This is a genomic window from Draconibacterium sp. IB214405, assembly GCF_033963885.1.
GTDB lineage: Bacteria > Bacteroidota > Bacteroidia > Bacteroidales > Prolixibacteraceae > Draconibacterium.
Map to the genome: position 1 here is coordinate 1 of NZ_JAXBMA010000004.1, position 26,542 is coordinate 26,542.

Annotated in this window: 19 protein-coding genes; 9 read left to right on the forward strand and 10 right to left on the reverse strand. The window is 41.3% G+C overall.

Annotated features, from left to right (window positions below):
• Positions 1-154: 154 nt before the first annotated feature.
• The 4 genes from SLH46_RS12625 to SLH46_RS12640 all read right to left on the reverse strand — a co-directional run bounded on the left by SLH46_RS12625 (position 155) and on the right by SLH46_RS12640 (position 2,011).
• Positions 155-514 carry an arsenate reductase family protein gene (locus SLH46_RS12625; protein ID WP_320281556.1) on the reverse strand — a complete coding sequence of 120 codons (360 nt, stop codon included), beginning with the start codon at positions 512-514 and terminating at the stop codon, positions 155-157.
• A gap of 231 nt (positions 515-745) precedes the next feature.
• Positions 746-1,486 carry a class I SAM-dependent methyltransferase gene (locus SLH46_RS12630; RefSeq protein WP_320281557.1) on the reverse strand — a complete coding sequence of 247 codons (741 nt, stop codon included), beginning with the start codon at positions 1,484-1,486 and terminating at the stop codon, positions 746-748.
• 8 nt (positions 1,487-1,494) lie between these two features.
• Positions 1,495-1,794 carry a thioredoxin gene (gene trxA / locus SLH46_RS12635; RefSeq protein WP_320281558.1) on the reverse strand — a complete coding sequence of 100 codons (300 nt, stop codon included), beginning with the start codon at positions 1,792-1,794 and terminating at the stop codon, positions 1,495-1,497.
• Positions 1,778-2,011, reverse strand: a complete 234-nt coding sequence (locus SLH46_RS12640) for a DUF6132 family protein (protein WP_320281559.1) — start codon at positions 2,009-2,011, stop codon at positions 1,778-1,780. The genes trxA and SLH46_RS12640 overlap by 17 nt, the downstream gene beginning before the upstream one ends.
• A gap of 136 nt (positions 2,012-2,147) precedes the next feature.
• On the opposite strand from SLH46_RS12640, the gene SLH46_RS12645 reads away from it, so the two are divergent.
• Positions 2,148-3,071, forward strand: coding sequence for a DMT family transporter (locus tag SLH46_RS12645; protein ID WP_320281560.1), 924 nt, complete (start codon positions 2,148-2,150; stop codon positions 3,069-3,071).
• Positions 3,072-3,483: 412 nt separating this feature from the next.
• Positions 3,484-6,705, forward strand: a complete 3,222-nt coding sequence (locus SLH46_RS12650; protein ID WP_320281561.1) for a S41 family peptidase — start codon at positions 3,484-3,486, stop codon at positions 6,703-6,705.
• Positions 6,706-6,828: 123 nt separating this feature from the next.
• Here SLH46_RS12650 and SLH46_RS12655 read toward each other — a convergent pair whose 3' ends face one another.
• The 4 genes from SLH46_RS12655 to murB form a co-directional block, all read right to left on the reverse strand.
• A complete protein-coding gene (locus tag SLH46_RS12655; protein ID WP_320281562.1) occupies positions 6,829-7,695 on the reverse strand; it encodes a DUF3078 domain-containing protein in 867 nt (288 codons plus the stop codon).
• An 89-nt stretch (positions 7,696-7,784) separates the two neighbouring features.
• On the reverse strand, positions 7,785-8,825 hold the full coding sequence (locus SLH46_RS12660) for an NAD(P)/FAD-dependent oxidoreductase (protein ID WP_320281563.1): 1,041 nt from the start codon (positions 8,823-8,825) through the stop codon (positions 7,785-7,787).
• Positions 8,825-10,840, reverse strand: coding sequence for a thioredoxin domain-containing protein (locus tag SLH46_RS12665; RefSeq protein WP_320281564.1), 2,016 nt, complete (start codon positions 10,838-10,840; stop codon positions 8,825-8,827). Before SLH46_RS12665 ends, SLH46_RS12660 begins: the two co-directional genes overlap by 1 nt.
• A gap of 416 nt (positions 10,841-11,256) precedes the next feature.
• Positions 11,257-12,273 carry a UDP-N-acetylmuramate dehydrogenase gene (gene murB / locus SLH46_RS12670; RefSeq protein ID WP_320281565.1) on the reverse strand — a complete coding sequence of 339 codons (1,017 nt, stop codon included), beginning with the start codon at positions 12,271-12,273 and terminating at the stop codon, positions 11,257-11,259.
• Positions 12,274-12,547: 274 nt separating this feature from the next.
• On the opposite strand from murB, the gene SLH46_RS12675 reads away from it, so the two are divergent.
• Positions 12,548-13,651, forward strand: coding sequence for a glycosyltransferase (locus SLH46_RS12675; protein ID WP_320281566.1), 1,104 nt, complete (start codon positions 12,548-12,550; stop codon positions 13,649-13,651).
• 13 nt (positions 13,652-13,664) lie between these two features.
• Here the strand turns inward: SLH46_RS12675 and SLH46_RS12680 are convergent, their stop codons facing one another.
• Positions 13,665-14,387 (reverse strand): cell division ATP-binding protein FtsE, encoded by a 723-nt coding sequence (locus SLH46_RS12680; protein ID WP_320281567.1) that lies wholly within the window; start codon positions 14,385-14,387, stop codon positions 13,665-13,667.
• Positions 14,388-14,596: 209 nt separating this feature from the next.
• Here SLH46_RS12680 and SLH46_RS12685 point away from each other — a divergent pair, with 209 nt between their 5' ends.
• The 6 genes from SLH46_RS12685 (at position 14,597) to SLH46_RS12710 (ending at position 25,189) form a co-directional block, all read left to right on the forward strand.
• Positions 14,597-17,668 carry a tetratricopeptide repeat protein gene (locus SLH46_RS12685; protein ID WP_320281568.1) on the forward strand — a complete coding sequence of 1,024 codons (3,072 nt, stop codon included), beginning with the start codon at positions 14,597-14,599 and terminating at the stop codon, positions 17,666-17,668.
• A gap of 11 nt (positions 17,669-17,679) precedes the next feature.
• Positions 17,680-19,449, forward strand: a complete 1,770-nt coding sequence (locus SLH46_RS12690; RefSeq protein WP_320281569.1) for a hypothetical protein — start codon at positions 17,680-17,682, stop codon at positions 19,447-19,449.
• Positions 19,450-19,839: 390 nt separating this feature from the next.
• On the forward strand, positions 19,840-21,810 hold the full coding sequence (gene gyrB, locus SLH46_RS12695) for a DNA topoisomerase (ATP-hydrolyzing) subunit B (RefSeq protein WP_320281570.1): 1,971 nt from the start codon (positions 19,840-19,842) through the stop codon (positions 21,808-21,810).
• A 142-nt stretch (positions 21,811-21,952) separates the two neighbouring features.
• Positions 21,953-22,534: a TIGR00730 family Rossman fold protein gene (locus tag SLH46_RS12700; RefSeq protein ID WP_320281571.1), complete on the forward strand. Its 582-nt coding sequence runs from the start codon at positions 21,953-21,955 to the stop codon at positions 22,532-22,534.
• 243 nt (positions 22,535-22,777) lie between these two features.
• Positions 22,778-24,217 carry a Do family serine endopeptidase gene (locus SLH46_RS12705; RefSeq protein WP_320281572.1) on the forward strand — a complete coding sequence of 480 codons (1,440 nt, stop codon included), beginning with the start codon at positions 22,778-22,780 and terminating at the stop codon, positions 24,215-24,217.
• 111 nt (positions 24,218-24,328) lie between these two features.
• Positions 24,329-25,189 carry a sigma-70 family RNA polymerase sigma factor gene (locus SLH46_RS12710; protein WP_320281573.1) on the forward strand — a complete coding sequence of 287 codons (861 nt, stop codon included), beginning with the start codon at positions 24,329-24,331 and terminating at the stop codon, positions 25,187-25,189.
• A gap of 44 nt (positions 25,190-25,233) precedes the next feature.
• Here SLH46_RS12710 and SLH46_RS12715 read toward each other — a convergent pair whose 3' ends face one another.
• Positions 25,234-26,490 (reverse strand): cation:proton antiporter domain-containing protein, encoded by a 1,257-nt coding sequence (locus SLH46_RS12715; RefSeq protein ID WP_320281574.1) that lies wholly within the window; start codon positions 26,488-26,490, stop codon positions 25,234-25,236.
• Positions 26,491-26,542: the final 52 nt, after the last annotated feature.

A 26,542-nucleotide genomic window follows, 5' to 3' on the forward strand; every position in this document is an offset into this window, starting at 1 on the left:
GAATTTGGTTATAAAAAAGAAAATAATCTATTTTTGAGTAGTCCTAAAAAGGGGAAGTTTACACGATTACTTAGGGAATATCTATGAAGGACAAGGGAATTGTTCTTCTGACCAAGGGAATAAACGTGCTCCCCAAGGGGATTGTCCTGGGTTACTATTCTTTTGCTAAAGCCGCTTTTATTTCTGCCACAGTTTTTGCGGCATTTCCAACAAAAAGTTTTCCATCGATTTCAAATACCGGGCGTTTCAGGAAGGTGTAATCCATTAACAACAGTTTTTTATAATCGGCATCGGTTTTTACGGGGTTGTCTTCAAGGACAGCTTTCAATTTCCGGGCACGTTTATTAATCAGTGCTTCGTAACTTTTAGTAAAAGCGTAAAAGCTTTCCACCTGTTCTTCGGTGATCGGTTCGGTCTTTATATCCTGCTGAACAAAACTGTCGTCAACATTCACTTCTATCATAATTCGTTTGCAGGTATCGCAGGTTGATAGGTAATATACTTTTCGTGTCATAGCTTTCTTTTTAGTGTTCGCAAGATAGATATTCGTGGTTAAATAACAGTTGCAATTTTGTGATCCAGAAATGAGGCTATCAACTTTTTATCTCACCCCTCCAAACCTCCCCTAAAGAGGGAGGCTTAAAGTCCCCTACAGGGGATTTAGGGGTAATAATCTAAGTGGTTACTTACAAATCATTAGTTGATAAAAGTTATCAAAAACTTTTTCAGACGGCCACCAAACTAACTACTTCTCACAACTCACCACCAAAGGCAAATGTTTTCCACCGAAAGCATCCTGTTTAAAGTTGGCGTAAAACTCAATGTTTCGGAAACCGGCTTTTTCCAAAAGTGCTTTTAATGTTTCACTTTTTAAAGCCAGCAAAGATGTTTCGTTCGATACAGTGTGGTTTTCAGCTTTTATTTCGAGGTCGGTTTGAAAACCGATCAGTTCGGAATCGTCGGAGAAATTATAACGGCGGATAAACCGGATATTTTCAGTTTCGATCAAAGGCAGCGCTTCAACACGTTGGCCGCAAATGTAATCGTAGTTCAGTAACTGGATCAGCAATTTTCCACCGGGCTTTAAAACGGTTTCAGCACCTACCAACATCTGCAAAACAAGCGCTTCGGAATTCAGATGAACCAAAGTATTTCCAAAACACAAAACCGCCTCAAATTGCTGCGCTTTAAAATCCGTTGTCAGTTCCAGCATATTTCCCTGCTGAAAAGTGAGCTTTTCGTGTTTCTTATTGCTGATGGCTTGTTGCAGGAGATCCTCATTCAGATCGATTCCGGTAACTTCTGCCCCACCTGTTACCAGTTGAAAGGCCAGTTCGCCGGTGGCGCAACCAATATCGAGAATTGACTTGCCATACAACTCACCCAGCTTGTTTTTTACAAACTTTAGCTGCATGGGATTAAACGGAAAGATCTCGGAATAATACGTCGATATGGAGGTATAGAAGATATTTTGAGCGTCAGTCATGCCCAAAATTACAAAAATCGCTCAACAATACTTTTAACTTCGTGGGCCGGACGCACGCCCATCCCACTCCACTTCAGTTCTCCTTCTTTAAAAAGCATCAGTGTTGGAATGCTTCTGATCTGATATTTCGATGCAATGTTCGGGTTACGGTCGACATCCACTTTTATGATCTTGACATTTTCTTTCAGCTCGGCTTTCACCTGCTTCAGAATGGCGGGCATTTGTTTGCACGGGCCACACCAATCGGCATAAAAGTCGACCAACACCGGACGATTACAATTTATGATACTTTTAAACTTGGCTATCATTCTCTTCAGTTCTCTTTTTTCGCTTTACAACAAAATCGTTTATGGCGTCGCCCAACAGGTAACCAACGGCAGCTCCCCACAGCGTGCTCCAGTACCAAACCGATTTAATGGCACAGGTACCACTTTCGCAGCCCACAAACCGCCAGTACAGGAAACCTCCAATAGCTCCTGCCACCATCATTAGCAATGCCAATTGTTTTTGTTTAATAATTTTCATGTTTTTACTCTTAATGCTTGAAACAAAACAAGTGTACTTTGGTTTTTAAAATTTGCATCGAAAATAATGATAGGAAATAGATTTCACCAAAATCATAACCTTTAGGAAATGTTAAGTTCACCGAAAACGCCTACTTTTGACGGCTTTACAACGCATTATGTGGGCACTATTCGGATTAGCATCGGCCTTATTTCTGGGCATTTACGACATTTTTAAAAAGCAATCGGTTAACGGCAATGCGGTTATGCCGGTATTGTTTTTTTCAACGGTTGCCAGCACGCTGCTGTTTACGCCACTTATTCTTATCTCGCTAAAATCACCCGACGTTTTAACAGGTACCGGCCTTTTTGTTCCGCAGATCACTTTTGCCGAGCACCTGCAGGTTTTGCTGAAATCCGCGATCGTAGTGTCGAGTTGGGTACTGGCGTTTTTTGCACTGAAACACCTGCCCATTACCATTGTAGCACCTATCCGGGCCACCGGGCCACTGTGGACGCTCATCGGGGCTTTGATCATTTTTCACGAACGATTGAATGTATATCAGTGGATTGGAATTGCCATCACCCTGGTATTTTTCTACCTCTTCTCCACCGCTGGAAAAGCAGAAGGCATTCATTTTAAACGCAACAAGTGGATTTATTTTATTGTTGCCGGAACACTGCTTGGCGCCTGCAGCGGCCTGTACGATAAATTCATCTTACAACGAATAGACCGCGTGGCTGTACAAGCCTGGTTTTCGGTGTACCAGGTGGTAATACTGCTTCCTTTTGTTTTGCTGAACGAAAAAATCAGGAAACGCAAAAACATCAGTTTCGAGTGGCGTTGGACTATCCCGCTGATCGGTGTTTTCCTGGTAATTGCCGACTACCTCTACTTTTATGCCCTCAGCAACGAAGATGCTTTAATCTCGGTAATTTCAGCACTGCGCCGCGGAAGTGTTCTGGTAGCTTTTGTAATTGGCGGTTTGCTGTTTAAAGAACAAAACCTGAAAAAGAAAGGCGCTTATCTTGTTGGAATTCTTACCGGAATTTTGCTGATTACTTTGGGGACGGTATTGTAAGATTAGACACTAGCTTCGAGCCGCGAGTCGCTAGCAAAAAGATTGATGGAGATTGATACTAGATTGAATGAGATTGAAAAACTGTTAAATTGTGAAATTGATAAATTGTAAACGTCAGCTCTTCATTCCTCTTTGTGAAACTTCGTGTCTACTTTGTGAAGCTTTGTGGTAAAGCTTTCCTGTATCTTATTTCGAAATACTATATTTTTTAATTCCTCCTAACTTAACTCTAGCGTCATAAACTCAATTGCCTTTTACCTTATTTATCCGTAACTTTTTGTTTGCTGAAAAATTCAGCCGGAAAACAAAAATCCGATCCCCAACGACAGTTACTTATTGATGATTTTAACAGATAATGAACAATCAACAGCTTAGTAGGTTATCAAAATATTCACATTTAAAATCAAGCACTATGAAAAAAAGCATTTTGTTAAGCCTCTTCTTTGCTTTTACCTGTTCTTTTGCCCAGGCGCAAGTTGATGCAAGTCTTTTCAGGTACTCCGATGTTTCGAAAACCCACATTACTTTTGTTTATGCGGGCGACATCTGGATTGTTGCAAAAGAAGGCGGACAAGCTTCACGATTGAGTTCTCCTTCCGGAGAAGAAATTCTGCCAAAGTTCTCACCCGATGGACAAACCATTGCCTACTCGGCCAACTACGACGGTTCGAGAGATGTGTATACCGTTCCGTTTATGGGAGGTATTCCAACGCGTGTTACTTATAACGGAGCAATCATAAACGACTGGCATCCTGATGGTGAACAGATACTTTTTACATCGGGAAATGAAAGTGGCCGGCAACGTTTTAACCAGTTATTCGCAATTGACAAAAACGGTGGATTGGCTACTAAACTTCCACCTGCTTATGTAGGTTTTGGAAGCGTTTCGCACGACGGAAAACAAGTTGCGTTTACCGATAAATCGCGCGTAAATCGCACCTGGAAACGTTATCGTGGAGGAATGGCTTCAGATATCTATGTAATGAACATGGATGATTACGCCACCACAAACATTTCAAATAACGACGCCAGCGACGAGCTTCCGATGTGGAGCGACGATGCCCTTTACTATTTATCCGACAACGGAGCAAGTAAACGTTATAACATCTGGAAATACGATACGGGATCAAAAACAAATACGCAGATCACTCATTTTACTGATTACGACGTACACTTCCCTTCCATAGGTCCGGAAGAGTTGGTATTTGAGGCCGGCGGAAAACTCTACCTGCTAAATCTTGCCAGCAACGATTACAAAGAAGTTTCCATTCAGGTTGTTTCCGACCAGGTTGCTTCGTTACCAAAAGCGGTAAAAGGTCAGGCCTATATTCAACATGCCAATATCTCGCCCGATGGAAAACGTGCTGTAGTAGAAACACGTGGAGAGATTATTTCCGTGCCTGCAGAAAAAGGAGTGATTTTAAACCTCACACAAAGTTCGGGGTCAGCAGAACGTTACCCGGCATGGTCGCCCGACGGGAAGATGATCGCTTATTGGAGCGACGAATCAGGCGAATACGAATTGATGGTTTACAACACTGAAACCGAAACGGCTAAAAAAGTAACGAATTTAGGTGCCGGTTACCGCTATAACATTTTCTGGTCGCCCGATGCCAAAAAGGTCGCTTTTGTCGATCAAACCATGGATATCAATATCTGCACAATTGCAAGCGGAGAGACAAAAACGATCGATAAAGGATTGTGGATGTTCCAGGGACCTCTGGAGAATTTCACCGCTTCATGGTCCGGCGACAGTCGATGGTTGACCTGGAGCAGAGGTACGCTAAACCGTAACAACATCGTATTTATTTACGACACTCAAACAGGAGAAAAGAAACAAGTTACAAGCGATTTTTACTCCAACTACAATCCGGTTTTCGATCCGGACGGCAAATATTTATACGTATTGACCAACCGCTCGATGACACCTGATTACAGCGACTTCGACAATTCGTTTATCTATAATTACTCCACAATGGTGGCAGCCATTAGCCTGCAGGCTGATACGCCATCGTTAATTGAACCGGAGAACGATAAACTGGAAATAAAAGATGACAAAGAGAAAGATAAGGAAGCGGACAAGGAGGAAGACGGAGATGACAAATCGGTGACCATTGATTTTCAGGACATGGAAAAACGCCTGGAATTGCTACCGATTGATGCGGGTAATTACAGCGACCTGATGGCTTCAAGTGGCAAGATCATCTATCAGGATCTTTCGAATACACGTGGAGAGAACGCCAAAAGACCGGTGGTTTACTGGGATATTGAAGAACGAGAAACAAAAACCATTATTGGAAATGCCGGCGGTTTTGTTCTCTCGGCCGATGGTAAAAAGATGATGATTTCCGACAAAGGAAAGCTGAGCATTATAGACGTTAAAGCCGACCAAAAAGCGGAGAAATTTGTACCTACGGGTGAAATAGAGATCACGGTCTACCCAAAAGAAGAATGGAAGCAGATTTTTACCGATGCATGGCGTTTTGAACGCGATTTCTTCTACGATAAAAATATGCACGGTCTGGATTGGGACGCCGTTAAAACACAATACGAAAAGTTACTTGATCAGGCTTCAAGCCGCGAGGATGTGAATTTTGTAATTGGCGAGCTGATCGGTGAAATGAATGCCTCGCACACCTACAAAGGCGGTGGTGATTTGGAAAAAACGAGCACCAGAAATACCGGTTATCTTGGTGTAAACTGGCAAATTTCGAATAATGCCTACCAGATAGCTGAAATTCTGGAAGGAGCCGTTTGGGATGCTGAAGCGCGTTCGCCACTGGCAGCCCCGGGTGTTGATGTAAAAGTGGGCGATTACATTTTGGCCGTTAATGGTATTCCGCTTACGGTGGATAAAGCTCCTGCGGCCGCTTTTAGTGGATTAGGCGGAAAAACTGTGGAACTGACGGTTAGCTCAAGTGGTTCGGCCGGCGATGCCAAAAAAGTGGTTGTAAAAACGATAAGCGACGAAACCCGGTTGAGGCATTTGAAATGGATTGAAGAAAAGCGGAAGAGGGTTGATGAACTCAGCGACGGAAAGATCGGGTACATTTATGTTCGCAGCACCGGCATTGACGGTCAGAATGAATTGGCAAGACAATTTTATGCGCAATGGAACAAGGAAGGCTTGATTATTGACGAGCGTTTTAACAGCGGTGGACAAATTCCTGATCGTTTTATTGAAATGCTGAACCGCAAAGTACTTGCCTACTGGGCTGTTCGCGACGGGCACGACTGGCAATGGCCTCCTGTAGCTCATTTCGGACCTCAGGCCATGTTAATTAACGGATGGAGCGGTTCCGGCGGTGACGCCTTCCCAGATTATTTCAGAAAAAGCGGCTTGGGCCCGCTTATCGGATCAAGAACCTGGGGAGGACTGATCGGTATTAGCGGAATGCCAGCGTTTGTTGACGGCGGTTCTGTTACAGCTCCTACATTCAGAATGTATGACCCGGACGGAGACTGGTTTAAAGAAGGACATGGTGTTGATCCCGACATACCCGTTTTGGAAGATTACCAGAAACTGGCCAATGGAGTTGATAACCAGCTGGAAGAAGCCATTAAATGGGTAAAACAAGAACTGGATAAAAATCCGGTGGTTTGGCCTGATCATCCACCTTATGAAAAAAGATAGATTAGATATCACTGAATCAACAAAGGCTGCCCTGTTTTTATAGAGCAGCCTTTGTTATTTAGGATAAACAAAAAAGCTTTCCACAAATTGCAGAAAGCATTTCCTTCGAAATTATATTTTCAATTAGAATTTAAACGTCAGTCCGACTCCAAACGACTCCATAAACTGCAAAGCAGGCGATGGCGCAAGGTTTTCATCGTCGCCCTGAATTTTTACATCATTATCATAAATCATCTGTGTAATCAGGTTCGCCGACAGGTAGTCGTTCACTTTCATAATGATCTTGAATGTCCAGTCGACATCGATATTTTTAGGTTGATCGAGGTAATTCGAGAACAGATCAACTTTTGTATCCAGGGTCACGTTTTCCCAAATGTCTTTTTTGAACTGTGCTTTAACCGTTGCACCAAGTTCTGCACGTAGTTTATTTCCTTCTTCAACACCAAAAGCACCTTCATCAGAAAGATCGTTGTCGGTAACAAAAGTAAATTTCCCTGACACCGGTGCCATCATTAATGAAAACTCATCAGTTTTGTAATCCATACCTAAACCAAGATTCAGGTAACCCGGCGCCATAAATTTAGAAATTGGATTATCGGTATCCGGATAGTCATAACCAGCAGCAAACTGCGATTTAAAACCCAACAAAGCCGAATAATACCAGTTCTTTTTGGCTTCGATACCCAGTTTCGAACTGATATCGATCATATCATCCGATTTGCGCAAATCCTGATCTTCTTCCTTTAAAAAGCCGTAACGAAAATCAAAGGTATTGTCCCAGCTCAATTTGTCTTTTTTATAATTTGCAGCGTAGTTCACCATAAACACTCCCGACATGGAACTTTTTCCACCGGCTGCCCAGTTGCTCAACGAAACCTGCGAAAAATTTAAAGTCGTGCTACCGCTTGTTGTCCAAAGCGTGTCCTTCTTTTCTTCCTGAGCAAAAGCAAATGCGGGAATTAATAAAAATAAAATCAGTAGTTTTTTCATCTTAAATCTGTTTGGTAATATTTTTGAAACTCAAGTTAAGGAAAATAGAACAAAGGTTGAATAAAAAAGTTTGTAAACATAACAGCGTACTATATAAACCGGGCCAGATCAACTTCTTTGCTAACCGAGTAATTTCCATTTAAAATCAGGTTTTTCATTTCGGTAGCAAAAAAAGGTGCCAGCATCACCCCTTTTGTTCCCAGACCGTTAAAAAGATACATGTGTTCATGCGCCGGATGTTTTCCCAAAACAGGCCGCCGATCAACAACCGTTGGACGAACACCTGCCCAATGCTCTTCCACTTTAAAGTCAACATGTATAAGATCTTTTAAACGTTCAATTATCGAAAATTTTCCTTCCTCGGTTGGTGTATCCGTGAGGTCTTTCCATTCGTAAGTGGAACCAACTTTAAATCGATGATCGCCGATGGGCAAAACAAAAACACGGCGGTTAATAATATATTTTTCCGAAAGATCGGGCGCATAAATCTGCAAGACCTCCCCTTTTGCAGGTTGCAGTCGCACAAATTCAAACAAGGGATGTGTTTTTAGGTAGTGTCCTTCACAAAATACAAGTTTATCGAACTGAATATTCTGAAAAATGTGATCTTCAAAATTGCTCTGATTGGACGGAAAATCAGCTTCGATCAACATTTCATTCTGTTCAAAGAAACGTTTGGCGGCATCCAGAAAAAGACCTGTTTTTAAGTAGCCCGATCCTTTTACAATTCCGTAGGCATGTGATTTGAAAACTCGATTAACCGGACTGTTTTCGCGAATATCGTCAATAAATGGCGCAAACTTTTCGTCGGTTTTTCGTTGTTGCCACAATTCAGTTTCCTGCTCCGACAGCGGTTTAAGCATGGGCAGATCGAAATAAAATTGTTCTCCCAATAATTCTTCCAGCTGACGGTAACGTTTTTTCATAACCGGCAATAACTCATCCACCATCCAGCTTTTGGTCATTCGTTTAAACACCAGCGGATTTACCATACCCGCAGCTACTCGCGTTGCTGTGCTTTTTTGCGGATTATTAACGATACAAACATCCACTCCGGCAAAATACAATTCAAATGCCAACAATGTTCCGGCTAGTCCTTGTCCAACAATTAAAACTTCTTTCCGTTTCATTATATCCGAATCTTTTCTGCCGCCTCTTCCACTTCTTCCACCGGCAATTCACACGAACCATTTTTACACACATAGATCAAATCCGTTGTATGAAAAAATCGATCTTTTAATAGCGGAACTTCACTGTTCTTTTCCGCAACAGCCCAAAGCACATGCGGCTGAAAACCACGTTGTAATTTTTTGAGCAATAAACGCGAATTGATACCACAAACAGCCACCTCGAAATAAGGTGCCGTTAATTTTAGCAGCAGCGTTCCCCAATTGGCATAAGCCATCGGGTAATTACAAAAATGTGGCGTTATGTACTGCAGCATCTTTCTGGCAGTTTCCAACAATTCTGGTTTGCCATGAATTAAATACAAACGGTGCAGGTTGTTGGCCATCACCGAGTTGGCAGAAGGAATTACATTATCTTCTTTCTGAAAATGATTGGTAATCACTGCGGCCGCATTAAACCGGTTGAAGTAAAAAAGTTGTTTCTGTTTATCGAAGAAATGCGCAAAAGTGTACTCCACCAATTTATCCGACAACGCCAGCCATTTTTCATCTCCCGAAACCTCGTACACTGCCAGAAATGCTTCAATCAATAAGGCATAATCTTCCAAAAAACCATCGATCGAAGTAATGCCTTTTTTCCAGCTATGGAAAAGCTGACCATCGTCCTTCATCAGGTTATTTTCAATGAAATCAGCATTTTTTATTGCCAGGCTCAAAAACTCCTCATTTCTGAAAGCTTTGTAGGCATCCGCCAGCCCTTTTAACACCAGCGCATTCCACGATGTCAGCGTTTTATCGTCAAGCCCCGGACGTACGCGTTTGCTTCGTGCTTTCAGCAAGGCATATTTCCATTTACCAACTTTTACCTGCAGCTGATGCAAACTCAAATCATGTTTTTCAGCAAATTCTTCATTTGAAATATCACGCAGGAGAATGTAATTATTGTGCTCCCAAAAACCTTTGCTATTCACATTGTAATATTCTTCGAACAAAGAATATTCGTCGCCTAAAAATTCCTGGATTTCAGCCTTCTTCCAAACATAAAATTTTCCTTCTTCACCTTCGCTATCAGCATCTAACGACGAATAAAATGCACCATTTTCATCCATCAGTTCCCGCTCGATAAAAGCAATGGTTTCATAAACCACCGTTTTAAACTCTTCATTCTGAAAATACTGCCAGGCTTTTGAATAGATACTGATGAGCTGTCCGTTGTCGTACAACATTTTTTCGAAATGCGGTACTTTCCATTTTTCATCAACCGAGTAGCGCGCAAAACCACCGCCCACCTGATCATATATGCCTCCGCGTGCCATTTTCAACAAAGTGGTTTCAACATAATCGAGAACCGCTTGATCCGAATTCATAAAACCATAATAAAGCTGAAAGTCGAGGTTTACAGGCATCGGGAATTTCGGAGCACCTGCCCTTCCACCTTCATCATAATCGAACTGTTTTTTCCAGCCATCAACACCACGTTGCAGAAGTTCTTTACTTACCGAAACTTCGGATTCCACTTCAGGCATCAACGAAACCTGCTGAATTCCCTCTTGCAAACGGGAAGCATATTCTTCGGCCTGACTTCGTTTTCCCTTACAAAATGCAGCAACAGTCTTCAGGTTTTCTACCCACGTATCTTTCGGGAAATAAGTTCCGCCCCAAATTGGCCTTCCATCGGGCAAAGCAATTACATTTAATGGCCAGCCGCCCTGTTGCCCCATCAACTGAACGGCACTCATATAATAATGATCCACGTCGGGGCGCTCTTCACGGTCGACTTTAATACAAACAAAATTCTCGTTCATCACGGCAGCAACCTTTTCATCCTCAAAACTTTCGTGCTCCATTACATGGCACCAATGACAGGCGGCATAACCAATACTCACCAAAATAAGCTTGTCTTCGGCTCTGGCCTTTTCAACAAGCTCTTCGCTCCAGGCCTGCCAGTTTACAGGATTATGAGCATGCTGCAAAAGGTACGGCGAGGTAGCATTTATAAGCGCATTTGTATGTGGCATAATCAAAAGAATTGTTTAATCCGGGCAAAAATCACCCTGTTAGTTTTCAAATCCGGCTTGTTTGAAAAGAACAATAAAATGCTGAATTGGTTTCCTAAAGTTCGGATTTTGAAAAGTGGCGTATGATAAAGGTCATTTTGATTTTAGTGTCAATATGTATTTTTGCATCTACAAATCCACCTAAGAAATTAGGACACAACATCAATAAAAAATAAAAATCCCGGTCTGGACGCCGGGATTTTTTTATGGCTTAAATTTTCTTGAATATCTTGTGAATGCAACTTACTTCCTCCTCTAAAAAGGTTCACGCAGATTACGCTAATTATCGCAGATTTTAGGAAAGGCTTACGATTTGTATCTGCGTTAATCCGCGATATCTGCGAGCAATTAAAATTGGAAGGTATTGATAAACTTTCTTAAATGCAGTTTACCTCACGTTCCAGCGAAACGCGAAATTTCTCGGAAACGGATTTACAAATCTCTTCAGAAAGTGCGTAAATATCTTTGCCGGTGGCCTTGCCATAATTCACCAATACCAGAGCCTGCTTTTCATGAACTCCGGCATCGCCAATGCGTTTTCCTTTCCATCCGGCTTGTTCAATCAGCCAGCCGGCAGCCAGTTTCGATTTTCCTTCTCCTCCGGAATAAACAGGCAAATCTTTGTATTTTTCCTTAAGCTGTTCAACAATTTCATTGTCGACCACCGGATTTTTGAAAAAGCTACCCGCATTACCCAGTTCTTTTACATCAGGAAGTTTTGATGAACGGATTTCGATTACAGCTTCACGTATCGATTGAAGATTCGTCTCACCTTTTTCTTTTACTTTTTCTTCCAACTGTCCATAACCAAGATTAAATTCAGGAAATTTATCCAATCGGAAAATCACGGAAGTAATAATGAAACGGTTTTTCAGGTAATTTTTAAAAACACTGTTTCGGTATGCAAATCCACATTCTGTGGCAGAAAACTCGGCGGCACATCCTTTTTCCAGATCAAAACCTTTTACCTTTTCAATCAGCCGGCAAACTTCCTGCCCATACGCACCAATATTTTGCACCGGTGCAGCACCAACTTTTCCGGGTATCAACGACAGATTTTCGGCTCCACCCAAACTTTGGTTTACTGCGAATTCAACAAATTCGTCCCAAACTTCACCGGCTCCAACTTCGATCCACTCATGATTACGGTCTTCCCAAACCGAATTCATTCCGGGCACATTTGGGTGAATTACCAATCCGTCGAAATCATTCATGAATAAAATATTACTTCCCTCCCCCAAAACGATCAACTTCTCCTCTTTCCAGCTTTTGTTGGATTTTAGAAATACCTCCAGATCTTCGAGATCGGTAAATTCGAAATAATATTTAGCCTTGGCATCGATGCCAAATGTATTGTGTGCCTTTAGCGAATGATTTTCTGAAAAGCGGATCATAGAATAAATTTTGCGCAAAGATAAAAGGTGAAACGATTAATGAGGAAGGATTAAGGATTAATTTGCTTTCAATGATTTAATGCTTTAATTGAAAAAATGTCTAATTGATTCAAATATCATCCTTCATCATGATCTTTGTGAAACTTAGTGCCTGCTTTGTGATTCTTTGTGGTTTAAAGACCGAAAGGAGATTGAACCCACAACAAGAATCTGCCAACTTCGCGCTTCCAACTTCCGACTTTTTCTATCTTTACAACAAAATCATTTCATTCACTTGAAGCGCAAAAAGCAAATAATTGTTTCAGTTACCAACGACCTGGTTTCCGACAACCGGGTGCATAAAGTGTGTACATCGCTCGAAAAAATGGGATTCAGTGTTTTACTGGTTGGCAGAAAACTCAAGAACAGTCAGCAACTAAATCGCAACTACCAAACACATCGAATGCGTTTGTGTTTTACAAAAGGAGCCTGCTTTTACGCCGAATACAATTTCCGCTTATTCCTGGTTTTACTGTTCCGAAAAGCCGATGTTCTGCTTGCTAATGATTTGGATGCGCTTGCTGCCAATTATCTCGCTTCAAAAATCAAACGAACTGAGCTAGTTTACGACAGCCACGAATACTTTACCGAAGTACCTGAACTAATTGGTCGCCCGCGTGTGAAACGAATTTGGGAGTGGCTGGAAAGCAAAATGCTTCCGAATTTAAATCATTGTTATACCGTTTGTGATTCCATTGCTGCTGTTTACTCTGAAAAATATGGTGTGCCATTTCAGGTTGTCAGAAATATTCCTATTGGAAACACAACTGTTCCGAAAATCAAAAAAGAAAAAAGGGAAAAGATCATTTTGTACCAGGGAGCTGTAAACATTGGTCGAGGTCTGGAACAGGCCATTAAAGCCATGCATTTTATCGACGGTGCACAGCTTGTTGTTGCCGGCGATGGAGACATAAAAGATCAGTTGGAAGAACTGGTGCACAATGAAAAACTGCAAGAAAAAGTGCATTTCACCGGTCGGTTATCTATTGAAGAATTGTCCAAACTGACACCGACTGCCGATCTTGGTTTATCGATAGAGGAAGACCTGGGGCTGAATTATCGTTTTGCCCTGCCTAATAAATTGTTTGATTACATCAGAGCCGGAGTTCCCGTGTTGGCAAGCGACTTACCGGAGATGAAAGCAATTGTTGAAAGGTACGCCATTGGTGCCATCAGCAACTCGCACGATCCGAAAAAACTGGCCGAATCAATACATGCTGCATTAAACGATGAAGGAAAAAGAAATATCTGGAAAGCCAATCTTGTTCAGTCTTCAAAGGAGCTAACCTGGGAAAACGAAGAGAAAGTTTTAAAAGGTATTTTTAGCGAATTTCTATAAGTAAGAAACAGTATTACACATTCTTCTCCAGCAAATGCCCAAACTCGATTTCATCAGAATTTTTTGCTGAATCATTCACTTTTCCATTAGCGCAAACCAAGGTTCGTGCAGGTTTTTTGGAAATTGCTGCATAATCATGCGTTGCCATCAAAATGGTTTTTCCTTCGTTATTCAACTGGATAAACAGGTCGAGAATTTCTTCCGACGTTTCCGGATCGAGATTACCGGTTGGTTCGTCGGCCAGAATAATATCGGCATCATTCAAAATGGCCCGAGCAATAACTACACGTTGTTGCTCGCCCCCACTTAACTGATGTGGCGATTTTTCCTTTTTATGAGACATTCCAACACGCTCAAGTACTTCATCCACGCGGTTTTCAATTTTTAATTTGCTTTTCCAGCCAGTGGCTTTCAATACAAACGCCAGGTTGTTATACACATTTCGGTCGGTCAGCAAACGAAAATCCTGGAAAACCACTCCCAATCTTCTTCGCAATAATGCTATTTCACGACTTTTTATTCCTACAAGGTCAAAATCCAACACATTTCCGGTTCCAAAAAACAAAGGCAATTCGGCATGCAGCGTTTTTATCAAAGTGGTCTTTCCTGTTCCCACTTTCCCTACCACGTAGATAAATTCGCCGGCCTTTACCTCCATATCAACACCAGAAAGAACGAGGTTCTCGTATTGATAAATGCTGGCATCAAGCAACTGTATGACTGTTTTTTTGTCCATAAAATAGGAATTGCAACTAAAATAGTTTGAAAATTTTTAACCATCGATATAATAAAGGAAAGAAATAAACAGTTTTTTGTTAAGAATTACGCGCATTAACAACTGTTCAGCTGGTATGGAATAGCTATTTTAGTTCGTCGTTTAAAAACACGGCACCGCTGAAGAAATAACAGCTACCGGATTAAATTCATTAAAACGAAAATATAAGCATGAGAACAATAAAGGTCTTTATATTTCTTTTATTCATTATTGGTTCTTTTCATAACTCAATGGCCCAGCAAACGGCCTACTTCGACGATGTTCGGAAAGATATCGATATTGCAAAAGAGCTCTACAATAAAAACAAATTCATTTCTTCGTATCGCCAGTTTGAAAAGATTCAGAAACGGGTTGATGCCAAATCGGAACTTTATTCGGAGGCTGAATTTTACAAATCAGTTTCAGCACTTCACGCCGGTTACAGGTCGGGCGACAAGCTGATCCGCACTTTTGTTGAAACCTATCCCGAAAGTCCGTACATCAACAGCGCGTTGTTTAACCTCGGAAAAAGTCAGTTTGAAAAGCGCCAGTATTCCATTGCAGTAAGAACATTTGCAAAAGTTGATCGCAACGATCTTTCGGAAAATGAACGTATTGAACTGCAGTACCAGAACGGTTTTGCCAACCTGGAGCAAGGCAATACTGAAGTCGCTTATCGTGAGTTTATGGCGATCAGAAATTCGAATAACCTGTACAGCAAACCTGCCACCTATTATTGTGCGCACATCCAGTACCTCAACGAAGAATACGACGCTGCACTGGAAGGATTTACGGCGTTGAACAACGATCCGGCGTATTCGCAGGTTATTCCGCTGTATGTAAGTCATATTTACTACAAGCAGCAGAAGTACAGCGAAGTGGTTAACTACACCACCTCGATTATCGATGATGTGCAGGAAGAACACCAAACAGAGTTATCGAAAATTGTTGGTGATTCTTATTTCCACTTGAGACAATACGAAAATGCCATTCCTTACCTGGAAACATATTTCAAATCATCGGGCCCAAAAACCCGCGAAGAAAATTACATTCTGGGTTTTTGCTACTACCACACAGGAAAATACACCGAAGCTGCTGATTTGCTGCAAAAAGCGGCCACCGGCGAAGATGAAATGACACAAAATGCCTACTATCATTTGGCCGATTGTTTTATAAAACTTGATGAAAAAGAAAAGGCAAAAACAGCGTACAACGCTGCATCTGAATTTGATTTTAATCCCGAAATTAAAGAAGATGCCCTGTTCAGTTATGCCAAATTAACCTACGAACTTTCGTACTCGCCATTTAACGAAACCATAAAAGCGTTCGACCGCTACATTGCCGAATATCCGAATTCGCCTAAAAATGCGGAAGCCTACAAAATTCTGGTCGACGTTTATATGGTGACCAAAAACTATAAAGACGCCATCGAGTCGATCGATAAGATACAAAACAAAACTCCCGATATTTTAAAAGCTTATCAGCGGGTTACGTTTTATCGGGGTCTGGAGTTGTTTAACAACCTGGCTTACAACGAGGCCATTGAATATTTTGATGAATCGCTCGCCAACGGAAGTTACAACAAGGAGATTAAATCGCGGACACTTTACTGGAAATCAGAAGCACTGTACCGTGTGGGCGATTACGACAATTCAATTGCATCGTACAATCAATTTGCACGCACTTCTTCATCGGCAACTGATGCTGAAATTCTCAGTGCCGATTACAACATGGGTTACGCCTACCTGAAGTCCAACGACAAGGAAGCAGCGCAACGTCATTTCCAGAAATATGTGGATAAAATGCAGGGGAAACGCACTCCAAAAATTGCCGATGCCTACAACCGAATTGGCGACTATTATTTCTCGAATACCAATTACACACAGGCGATTTACAATTACGAACACGCCTACAGCATAAAAATGCTGGAAGCTGATTATGCGCTTCTGCAGATTGCTTTTTGCCAGGGTCTTCAGCGTCAGCAAATGGAAAAGATAACGAACCTGAATAAATTGTTGCGCGAATTTCCTGAATCGGATTATTACGATGATGCGCTGTATGAACTGGGCCGTGCCAACGAACGTATTGGCAACAACTCAGAGGCCGTTAAACAGTACCTGGAGATCGCTGAAAATCATCCGCACAGTAACTATTACCGCAACGCCTTGTTACAGCTTGGTTTGGTAAATTACAACAACGGCGATTTTAACAAAGCGCTGAGTCAGTACAAAGAGGTTGCTGAAAACTTTAAAGGAACACCCGAAGCAAATTCGGCACTTCAGGGAATTAAAAACTGCTATGTTGAGCTGAATAATGTAGATGCTTATTTTGCCTACGTACGTCAGTTGGGAGGCGATGTTAGCATTAGCGCATCCGAGCAGGATCAGTTAACCTACTCTGCTGCAGAACGCGTTTATATGGCCGGCGACGATGGTGCAGACCAACAGTTGCAACAGTACCTTAACCAGTATCCAAACGGAGCTTACGTTACCAACGCACATTTCTATTTGGCAGAAAACAGGTACAAAGAAGGCAACTACGAAGAAGCCAATTCGCACTATTCGTTTGTAGCCAATCAAGCTGATAATATATTTACAGAACAGGCACTTTCGCGTGCATCGGAGCTGACATATAATGCAGGAAACTACAGTGAAGCATTGGCATTTTTTAACCGTCTGGAAGAGAAATCAACCGGCAAATGGAATTCTCTTCGTGCCAACACCGGGCAAATGCGGTGCTATCTTCTTGAAGATAATTATCAGCAGGTAATTGTTGCCGCCGAAAAAGTAAAAAAATCGGATGTGACCAACGACGCACTGAAAAAAGAAAGCGATTATGCCATTGGTAAATCAAACTACGAATTGGGTAATCTGAGTTCTGCAATCAGTCCATTACGCGATGTGGCAAAAGATACCAAACTGGAGCAGGGAGCTGAAGCCAAATACCTGTTGGCGGAAATTTATTACCGCGAAAACAACAAAGCAAAAGCTGAGGAGGAAATTGTTGACTTCATCGACAAGGGAACGCCCTACACCTATTGGCTCGGAAAAGCATTCTTGCTACTGGCCAGTATTTACGAAGACAATGGCGATCAGTTCCAGGCCAAACATACGCTAAAAAGCCTTGCAGAAAATTATAACGACGACAGCGACGGAGTTAAAGCAGAAGCGCAACAACGCCTTGATGTAATTCTTGTAAAAGAGGCGCAACAGCAGCAAAATGCAGTCGACAGTTCGTTCCAAATGGAGATTAAACAAAACTAAAAATGCACAACATGTTCAAAACAACACGATATATTTTAGCACTCTTATTATTGGGCACTGCGGTTTTAGCTCAGGCGCAAAAAGACACAACGCTTACGCAGGAAGTTGAGGTTACCAAAGCTTACAAACCAACACTTTCTGACGCCAACAAACTAAACAGCATGCCAACTATTGAAGAAACGGAGCACCAGCAACCGACATTTAATTACAGCATCAACAGTCAGCCTGTTTTTAGTACATTTTCGGTGAATCCGTTAAAAGCCGCAATTGTTGAGACAACACGGAATGAAGATAACGGCTACGGATTGGTGCGTGCCGGATTGGGTACAACTTTCCGACCTTACGGCGAGGTGTTCTTCAATAATCAGAATTCGAAAAACTCACTGTTTGGAATACACGCGATGCACCTGTCGTCGTTTGACGATATTGAACTGGAAGGCGGAAATAAAGTGGATGCGCCGTTTATGAAAAACGAGGTCGACCTGTTTATCAAGAGCCTTTTTCGGGATAATGTACTTTCGGTGAATCTCGATTTTAAACACGATGCATTTAACTATTACGGTTATCCTTTATCGGCTGTTCCCGACCCACTTCTGGAAGACGATCAGACCATAAACTATTTCGACACCAAACAGTCGTTTGCGAAAGGCGGCATTAACATCGGACTAAACAATCCGACAGCTGAATACGATGATCAAACCATCAGTTTTGATTTTACCTACCATTATTTTGGGACAAAAACAGAACAACGCGAGCATTATGCCAATTTCGAACTGGACGTACAACAACCGATGACCATGGGAGTTGGATTGCTCGAAGGCGGCATCTTATATACCCAGGCCAGCGATATTTATTTGCAGGCCGACTCAACAACAGGAAACCGTTCGCAAATAATTATTTATGCCAAACCGGCCTGGTTTATAGGCGACGAAACTGCAAATCTTAAACTGGGTGTGAATACCTGGTTTGCCATGGTTTCGGATGAAGACACTGAAGCGAAAATATCGCCAAATATCCGCGCCAACTGGACACCGGTTCCTGAACTGATCAGTCTTTATGCCGGAATTGACGGTGATTACATCAGCAACCATTATTCTAAAATAGCATACGAAAATCCATTTATCGATCCGCAGCACGATGTAATGAATTCGTTTCAAAAGCTTCGTTTTTATGGTGGTTTCGATGGTAAATTATCGCCAAAGACCAACTTTAAAATTTCAGCAGAATATGCCATGATCGACAATCAGCCGTTTTATTACCTGAGTGAAGCTTTGTATTTGGAAGCAGGATACAATCCGGCACCGTCTATCGTCGACAACACATTTAAGGTTTTATACGATAATATCGACCGCTTAAAACTGAATGCAGAGATCTTTCATGCCTCATCCGACAAGGTTGATTTAACGGCATCGGTAAATTACTACAGTTATAAACTCGACGAGCAGGAAGAAGCCTGGAACCTCCCAACCTGGGATGCCAATTTAAATATTGGCTACAAAGTAAACGAGCAGCTTAGTTTATCGGCCGATATCTTTTTAATGGGCGAAAGAAAAGCCCTGATCATTGAATCTGCAAACTTATATTCAAGTGCAGCCGCAATTTATAGATCCAGCAATCTTGAAACTGCTTTCGATCTTAACGTAAAAGGCAACTACCAGATCACCAATAAGTTTTCGGTATTTGCACAACTCAACAACTTTGGATTTCAAAAATATCAACGCTGGTTCGGATACCCGGTACAAAGCTTTAATATGCTGGCCGGTATAAGTTATTCGTTCTAACCGGCAATAATCAATCAATTTGGTAAAAGGGAGGCAAATGCTTCCCTTTTTAGTACCAACGAATCACCCCCAATTCACTAAATATTCTCCCAATTTTTCTTTCTTTTTTGCGAGTTCGGATTTGTGAAATTTGTGAAATTTACGGACTCAAAATTTTAATTGGCTAATCTCTCATTCTGAGGTTAATATCTTGTTGAAAAATAAGGTCTTTTAACACTCTAAAAACAACTGATTTCTGCCTATTTTTTATATATTTGTGACGTGATTATCAGATCATTTTTAAAGCAAGATAAGAACTTGAAAATCAACTAGTTTTCTTCGAAAAGTTTTGAACAATTTTTTGCGGGGGAAACTATTTTATTTTAGAGGATTTAATTTTAACAAACAGAGATGAGCGAAATTGAAAAAAATGAACTCCAAAACAACGGCAACGGAAACTATGGTGCTGATAGTATTCAGGTGCTCGAAGGATTGGAAGCAGTAAGGAAACGCCCTGCCATGTACATTGGCGACGTGAACGAAAAAGGTTTGCATCACCTGGTTTACGAGGTGGTTGATAACTCTATCGACGAGGCGTTGGCCGGATACTGTAACAACATTGAAGTTATAATTCATGAAAATAATTCCATCACTGTAAAAGATGATGGACGTGGTATTCCCACCGAAAAACACTCAAAAGAAAATAAATCGGCGTTGGAGGTTGTAATGACCGTGCTGCACGCCGGTGGTAAATTCGATAAAGATTCGTATAAAGTTTCGGGAGGTTTACACGGTGTTGGTGTATCTTGTGTTAACGCACTTTCAACCTATTTAAAAGCCGAAGTACACCGCGATGGAAAAGTTCATGTACAGGAATATTCTATCGGTAAACCACAAGGCGATGTTCAGGTTGTTGGAGAAACCGACAAAACCGGAACATTTGTAACGTTTCAACCGGATTCAAGCATTTTTCTTACAACCGAATACAAGTATGAGATTCTGGCAGCACGTTTGCGCGAGCTTGCATTCCTGAATGCAGGAATCAAATTAAGAATCATTGATGAGCGTGTTGTTGAAGAGGATGGTTCATTCAAATCAGAAGATTACTTTTCGGAAGAAGGTTTGAAAGAATTTGTTGAGTTCCTTGATGGTACACGTGAAAAACTAATCGAAGAAGTGGTGCACATTACTACTGAGAAAAATGATATTCCGGTAGAAATTGCCTTGCAATACAACACATCGTTCTCAGAAAATATTCACTCGTATGTGAACAACATCAACACGATCGAAGGTGGAACGCATTTAACGGGTTTTAGACGTGGTTTAACACGTACCCTTAAAAACTATGCCGACCAAAGCGGAATGCTTCAAAAACTGAAATTTGACATCAGTGGGGACGATTTCCGCGAAGGATTGACCGCGATTATTTCTGTTAAAGTTGCCGAACCACAGTTTGAAGGACAAACCAAAACAAAATTGGGTAACTCCGAAGTTAGTTTGTCGGTTGACCAGGCTACCAGCGAAGCGTTGCAAAATTACCTGGAAGAAAATCCAAAGGCAGCCAAACAAATTGTAAGTAAAGTAATTCTGGCAGCACAGGCGCGTCATGCAGCGCGTAAAGCCCGCGAAATGGTGCAGCGTAAAAATGCACTTTCAGGCGGTGGATTACCGGGTAAACTGAGCGACTGTTCTGAAAAAGATCCTGCACAGTGCGAGGTATTCCTTGTCGAGGGAGACTCGGCAGGTGGTACGGCCAAACAAGGTCGCGACCGAAGAACACAGGCTATCCTGCCATTGCGTGGTAAAATCCTGAACGTGGAAAAAGCCATGCAACACAAGATCTTTGAAAACGAAGAGATCAAAAATATTTTTACCGCTTTAGGAGTTACCATTGGTACTGAAGAAGATTCGAAAGCGTTAAACATGGAAAAATTAAGGTATCACAAAATTGTGATCATGACCGATGCCGACGTGGACGGTAGCCACATTGCAACGCTGATTATGACTTTCTTTTTCCGTTATATGAACGACCTGATTAAAAATGGTCACCTTTATATTGCCGCACCACCACTTTACCTGGTTAAAAAGGGTAAAAGAGAAGCTTATGCATGGACGGAGAAACAGCGTCTTCAGTTAATTGAAGAATGGGCCGACGGAAATGAAAGCGGTGTGCACACACAGCGATACAAAGGTTTGGGAGAGATGAATGCCGAGCAGCTGTGGGAAACAACAATGAATCCTGAGCAGCGTACTTTGCAGCAAGTAACCATTGAAAACGCTGCAGAAGCCGATCATATTTTCTCTATGCTTATGGGCGACGATGTACCACCTCGCCGTAAGTTTATCGAAGACCACGCAACTTACGCGAATATCGACGCGTAATCCGAGGTCAGAACTTATTGAGCGCATAGCTCATCTCTATTACTTTTTTGAAGCTATCATTTCAAAAATTATACATAAAAAATCCGGGAACTTTCCCGGATTTTTTCGCACCAATAACTTAGTTTAGCTTATTCCCGAAATAATGAATATTTGTGTTTTTTGCTCATCAAGTAATGCCATTAACAAGGTCTATTTCGAGGCCACACAAAAACTTGGCGAATTAATCGGAAAAGGAGGTCATCATTTAATTAACGGCGGGGCCAATGTTGGACTGATGGAAGCTGCTACCATTGCCGCAAGTAAAGCCGGAGCCTCTACAACAGGAGTAATTCCGGAGAAAATGATTGGCCGTTCGTTGGCATCCGACAACTCGCACAAAGTAGTTGTTACAAAAGATATGATGGAACGCAAAGCACACATGCGGGATATTTCTGATGCTTTTATCGCACTTCCGGGAGGTTTCGGAACGCTCGAAGAAATACTTGAAGTTATTACACTCCGTCAACTCTCCTACCACCACAAACCGATTGTTTTTGTGAACACAAATAATTTTTTTGATCACCTCCTTAAACAATTTGAACTTTCATACGTCGAACTATTTGCTAAAGATATTTACCGACAATTATATTATGTGGCGGAAACACCTGAAGAAGCCATGGAATATATTATAAATTACAAGGAAGTAGAACTTGATTCGAAATGGTTTAAGGTTCCGGAGAAATAATAGTAATTGTGTGTAATTATTAAGAAGTTAAATTGTCCTATATTTTGCATGTTCTGACATTAAAAACTGACATTGTTTCAGTTGCTGAAGAAATTGTTTTAACTTTTTAACAAACCGACATTGGTGGTGTTAAATTATGCAAAATAGCGGTAACGACTGGCAAATAAGTAAAACAGTGGCAACAAATTTGCGTTCTTTATTCACCGAAAAAGAAAACAAGAACGTATTTTAAAATTTTTAGTTATGAAAAAAGCAGGAAGAATTTCGCTGACATTTTTGCTTGTAATAGCAGGTGCCTTCGTAGGAGTTTGGGCTTACAGCACTTTTTTTGATAAGCCGCAAGTTGTAACAGTTAAAGAAGAACAAGCTGCACGCTTTGTAAATTTGCCGGCCGACAGCGATCAAAAGTTACCCGATCTAACATTTGCTGCCGAAAAATCGATTCACTCGGTAGTACATATTGCCACTCAATCGGTTCGTACAGGCCAGTGGTCGAGCGGCAACCCGTATATCGATGAGTTTTTCGGATTACGCAGAAGTCAACCCCAGGTTCGCCAGGGTTTTGGTTCGGGTGTAATTATCTCGGAAGACGGATATATTATAACAAATAACCACGTTATTGAAGACGCTCAAAACATAAAGGTAATTTTAAACGACAAACGCGAATATGAAGCCCGTTTGGTGGGTACCGATCCATCAACCGATATCGCCCTATTAAAAGTCGATGCAGAAAATCTACCATTTCTGACTTACGGTAATTCTGATAATCTTCGTTTGGGTGAATGGGTGTTAGCGGTAGGTAATCCGTTTAACCTTACTTCAACAGTTACAGCAGGAATTATTAGTGCGCAGGGCCGAAACCTGGGTATTAACCAGGACCAGTACCGTATCGAGTCGTTTATTCAGACTGATGCTGCCGTAAACCCGGGAAACAGTGGTGGTGCACTTGTAAATCAACAGGGAAACCTGGTTGGTATTAACACTGCCATCGCTTCTCAAACCGGATCATACACTGGCTATTCGTTCGCAGTACCGGTTTCAATCGTAAAAAAGGTTGTTGAGGATTTAAAAGAATTCGGGGAAGTACAACGTGCACTACTCGGCGTAAACATCGGCGATGTGAATGCAGAAATTGCAGAAGAGCTGAACCTTGACAAGGTAGAAGGTGTTTATATAGGTGGAGTAGTTGCCAATGGTGCAGCTGGCGAAGCAGGATTAAAAGAAGAGGATGTTATCATCAGTGTTGATGGTGAAAAAGTAAAAACAGCAGCCGAACTTCAGGAAAAAGTTAGTCAGTATCGTCCGGGCGACGATGTAGATATTGTTGTAATTAGAGACAATGAAAAGAAACAATTTACCGTTACCTTACGTAACAAACACGGCGACACCGAAATAGTACGCGACAACACAACCGTACTTGGTGCCGAGTTTGAGACAGTGAGTAACAGTGTTAAAGATAAGTTGGGAATCGGAAATGGTATAATGATTACCAGTTTACAGAAAGGAAAACTAAAAGATGCCGGTCTCGAAAAAGGTTTTATTATTACTTCGGTAAACAAAAAGCCTATATACGAGGTTGCAGATTTTAAACGAGAAGTTGGAAATGCGAGAGGAGGAATATTGGTTGAAGGCGTTTATCCAAACGGAGAATCAGCATATTATGTTTTTGGCGTTGGAAGCTAAAAAATAAAATAAAAAAGCTTTAACTTTGTATTAATAACAATATACCATGTGCTTTCTCCTTGACCATTAGTTATTAATGTTCTATATTTGCACGATTTTTAAGGATTATATATGAGACAACTAAAGATCACAAAGTCGATCACTAACCGTGAAAGTGCCTCTTTAGATAAGTATTTGCAGGAAATTGGTAAAGAAGAGCTAATTACTGTAGAGGAAGAAGTGGAATTAGCGCAGCGGATTAAAAAAGGCGATCAGGCGGCTTTAGAAAAATTAACTAGAGCAAACCTTCGATTTGTAGTATCGGTGGCTAAGCAGTACCAAAATCAGGGACTTAGCTTACCCGATTTAATTAACGAAGGTAACCTTGGTTTGATTAAAGCAGCTGAAAAGTTCGATGAAACCCGCGGTTTTAAATTCATTTCCTATGCAGTTTGGTGGATTCGCCAATCAATTCTTCAAGCGCTTGCTGAGCAATCGCGTATCGTTCGTTTGCCATTGAACCAGGTAGGTTCGTTGAACAAGATCAACAAAGCATATTCAAAATTTGAGCAAGAACACGAACGCAAGCCCTCACCTGAAGAATTAGCAGACTCGTTAGAGTTACCTGCCGATAAAGTTGCAGATACTTTAAGAGTTTCTGGCCGTCATGTTTCGGTTGATGCTCCTTTTGTTGACGGAGAAGACAACAGTCTTCTTGATGTACTGGTGAACAACGATTCGCCAAATGCCGACAGAAGTTTGATCAACGAATCACTTGCCAGAGAAATCTTTCGTGCTTTAGCGACCTTGACTGAGCGAGAAAGTGACATTGTGAAACTATTTTTTGGCATAGGGTGCCAGGAAATGACATTAGAAGAAATCGGTGAACGATTCGGATTAACCCGCGAAAGGGTAAGACAGATTAAAGAAAAAGCTATCAGACGATTACGACATACATCGCGTAGCAAATTATTAAAATCATATCTGGGCTAAGAAACGAAAAAGGTTGTCATTACAAAATGGCAACCTTTTTTATTTTAATCAAGCGGTATTTCAATCAACTCCGGCCCATTCCCCGAACTGCTTTCTTCTCTTTCTTCAGGTTTACTCTCTTCCTCTCCTTTATTTCCATTTGCAATCAAGGCCCAGGCCATTATCAAACTGGTGGAAATAATGACCACAAACAATACGGCACTCTCAAATTTTTCAGCTCTTAACGATTCGGGAATTGCGAAAAACAACAGGACAGTAATTAATCCTTTTGGCGCAATAAAGGTTTGTGGCAGTGTATCTTTTCGTTCAACTACATAAAATAATCCATACCTCAGTACATATGTTACGGCCAGAAAAATTACACTTATCAGCCATACTTTCCAGCTAAACAAGGTGCTCAGTGGCAAGGTCATTCCAAAAACAACAAAAAAGAAGGTACGCACCAAAAATGCCGTTTCTTTCGTAATCATTTTAAACTGATCGAAAACACCATCGATTCGGGAATCGTTCAACCACCGGCGAAGCCTGCCAAAAAGTAAAACCTTATAATTCCGCAGCAATAAACCAAACATTAAAATGATGATAAGCGACGACAGGTGAAACATTTTTCCAACCGCGTACAACAATACCAGCACGGCCAGGAACAAAAAGAACTTTGCATCGCCCCTGATATTTTGAATAACGAACAGCAGTCCATAACACATAACAAGCGATATAACCAAGGTGAGAATTATATTTCCTCCAATGGCAAAACTAAGTTGACGCATGCCTTCTACATGAAGGTTCTCGATGATCATATAAAACACCATAATACCAAGAATATCGGAGAAAGTACTTTCGTAAATTAGAAACTCCTTCTTGTATTTGGTGAGGTTCGCAACACTTGGTATTATAATCGCGCTACTCATAATCGATAACGGAAGTGCATACACCAAAGCCGGTAGAAAATAAATTTCAGGTATAAAAAAACGAATAATAAATGCCAGTGAAATAGCTGTTAACCCAAGTGATAAGGAGGCAATTGTGAACGATTTCCAGATGATTGGCCATTTTTCTTTTCTTAACTCAAGGTCGAGAGCAGCTTCCAGCACAATCATTATTAAACCAACAATTCCGAGTATTTCCAGAACAGGGAAATAATCGGGCTCCATATTAAAATAAGTCATCAACTCCTGAAGACCGACACCAAGCAAAATTAAAATCAGAACACTCGGCACATTGGTCTTGCGCGAGAACATGTTAGTGAAAAAGGAGAATATAATGATGACACAAAGGCCGCTTAAAAAAAGGTAAGCATTCATACTTTGGTTGTTTACATGAAAGTACAAAAACAGATTTAATCTACAATTGTTT

What these genes read in the sequence shown, in the direction of transcription:
- SLH46_RS12625 (WP_320281556.1), bottom strand. Translation starts at nt 514, where the DNA reads ATGACACGAAAAGTATATTACCTATCAACCTGCGATACCTGCAAACGA.
- SLH46_RS12630 (WP_320281557.1), bottom strand. Translation starts at nt 1,486, where the DNA reads ATGACTGACGCTCAAAATATCTTCTATACCTCCATATCGACGTATTAT.
- trxA (WP_320281558.1), bottom strand. Translation starts at nt 1,794, where the DNA reads ATGATAGCCAAGTTTAAAAGTATCATAAATTGTAATCGTCCGGTGTTG.
- SLH46_RS12640 (WP_320281559.1), bottom strand. Translation starts at nt 2,011, where the DNA reads ATGAAAATTATTAAACAAAAACAATTGGCATTGCTAATGATGGTGGCA.
- SLH46_RS12650 (WP_320281561.1), top strand. Translation starts at nt 3,484, where the DNA reads ATGAAAAAAAGCATTTTGTTAAGCCTCTTCTTTGCTTTTACCTGTTCT.
- SLH46_RS12655 (WP_320281562.1), bottom strand. Translation starts at nt 7,695, where the DNA reads ATGAAAAAACTACTGATTTTATTTTTATTAATTCCCGCATTTGCTTTT.
- SLH46_RS12660 (WP_320281563.1), bottom strand. Translation starts at nt 8,825, where the DNA reads ATGAAACGGAAAGAAGTTTTAATTGTTGGACAAGGACTAGCCGGAACA.
- SLH46_RS12665 (WP_320281564.1), bottom strand. Translation starts at nt 10,840, where the DNA reads ATGCCACATACAAATGCGCTTATAAATGCTACCTCGCCGTACCTTTTG.
- murB (WP_320281565.1), bottom strand. Translation starts at nt 12,273, where the DNA reads ATGATCCGCTTTTCAGAAAATCATTCGCTAAAGGCACACAATACATTT.
- SLH46_RS12680 (WP_320281567.1), bottom strand. Translation starts at nt 14,387, where the DNA reads ATGGACAAAAAAACAGTCATACAGTTGCTTGATGCCAGCATTTATCAA.
- SLH46_RS12685 (WP_320281568.1), top strand. Translation starts at nt 14,597, where the DNA reads ATGAGAACAATAAAGGTCTTTATATTTCTTTTATTCATTATTGGTTCT.
- SLH46_RS12690 (WP_320281569.1), top strand. Translation starts at nt 17,680, where the DNA reads ATGTTCAAAACAACACGATATATTTTAGCACTCTTATTATTGGGCACT.
- gyrB (WP_320281570.1), top strand. Translation starts at nt 19,840, where the DNA reads ATGAGCGAAATTGAAAAAAATGAACTCCAAAACAACGGCAACGGAAAC.
- SLH46_RS12700 (WP_320281571.1), top strand. Translation starts at nt 21,953, where the DNA reads ATGAATATTTGTGTTTTTTGCTCATCAAGTAATGCCATTAACAAGGTC.
- SLH46_RS12705 (WP_320281572.1), top strand. Translation starts at nt 22,778, where the DNA reads ATGAAAAAAGCAGGAAGAATTTCGCTGACATTTTTGCTTGTAATAGCA.
- SLH46_RS12710 (WP_320281573.1), top strand. Translation starts at nt 24,329, where the DNA reads ATGAGACAACTAAAGATCACAAAGTCGATCACTAACCGTGAAAGTGCC.
- SLH46_RS12715 (WP_320281574.1), bottom strand. Translation starts at nt 26,490, where the DNA reads ATGAATGCTTACCTTTTTTTAAGCGGCCTTTGTGTCATCATTATATTC.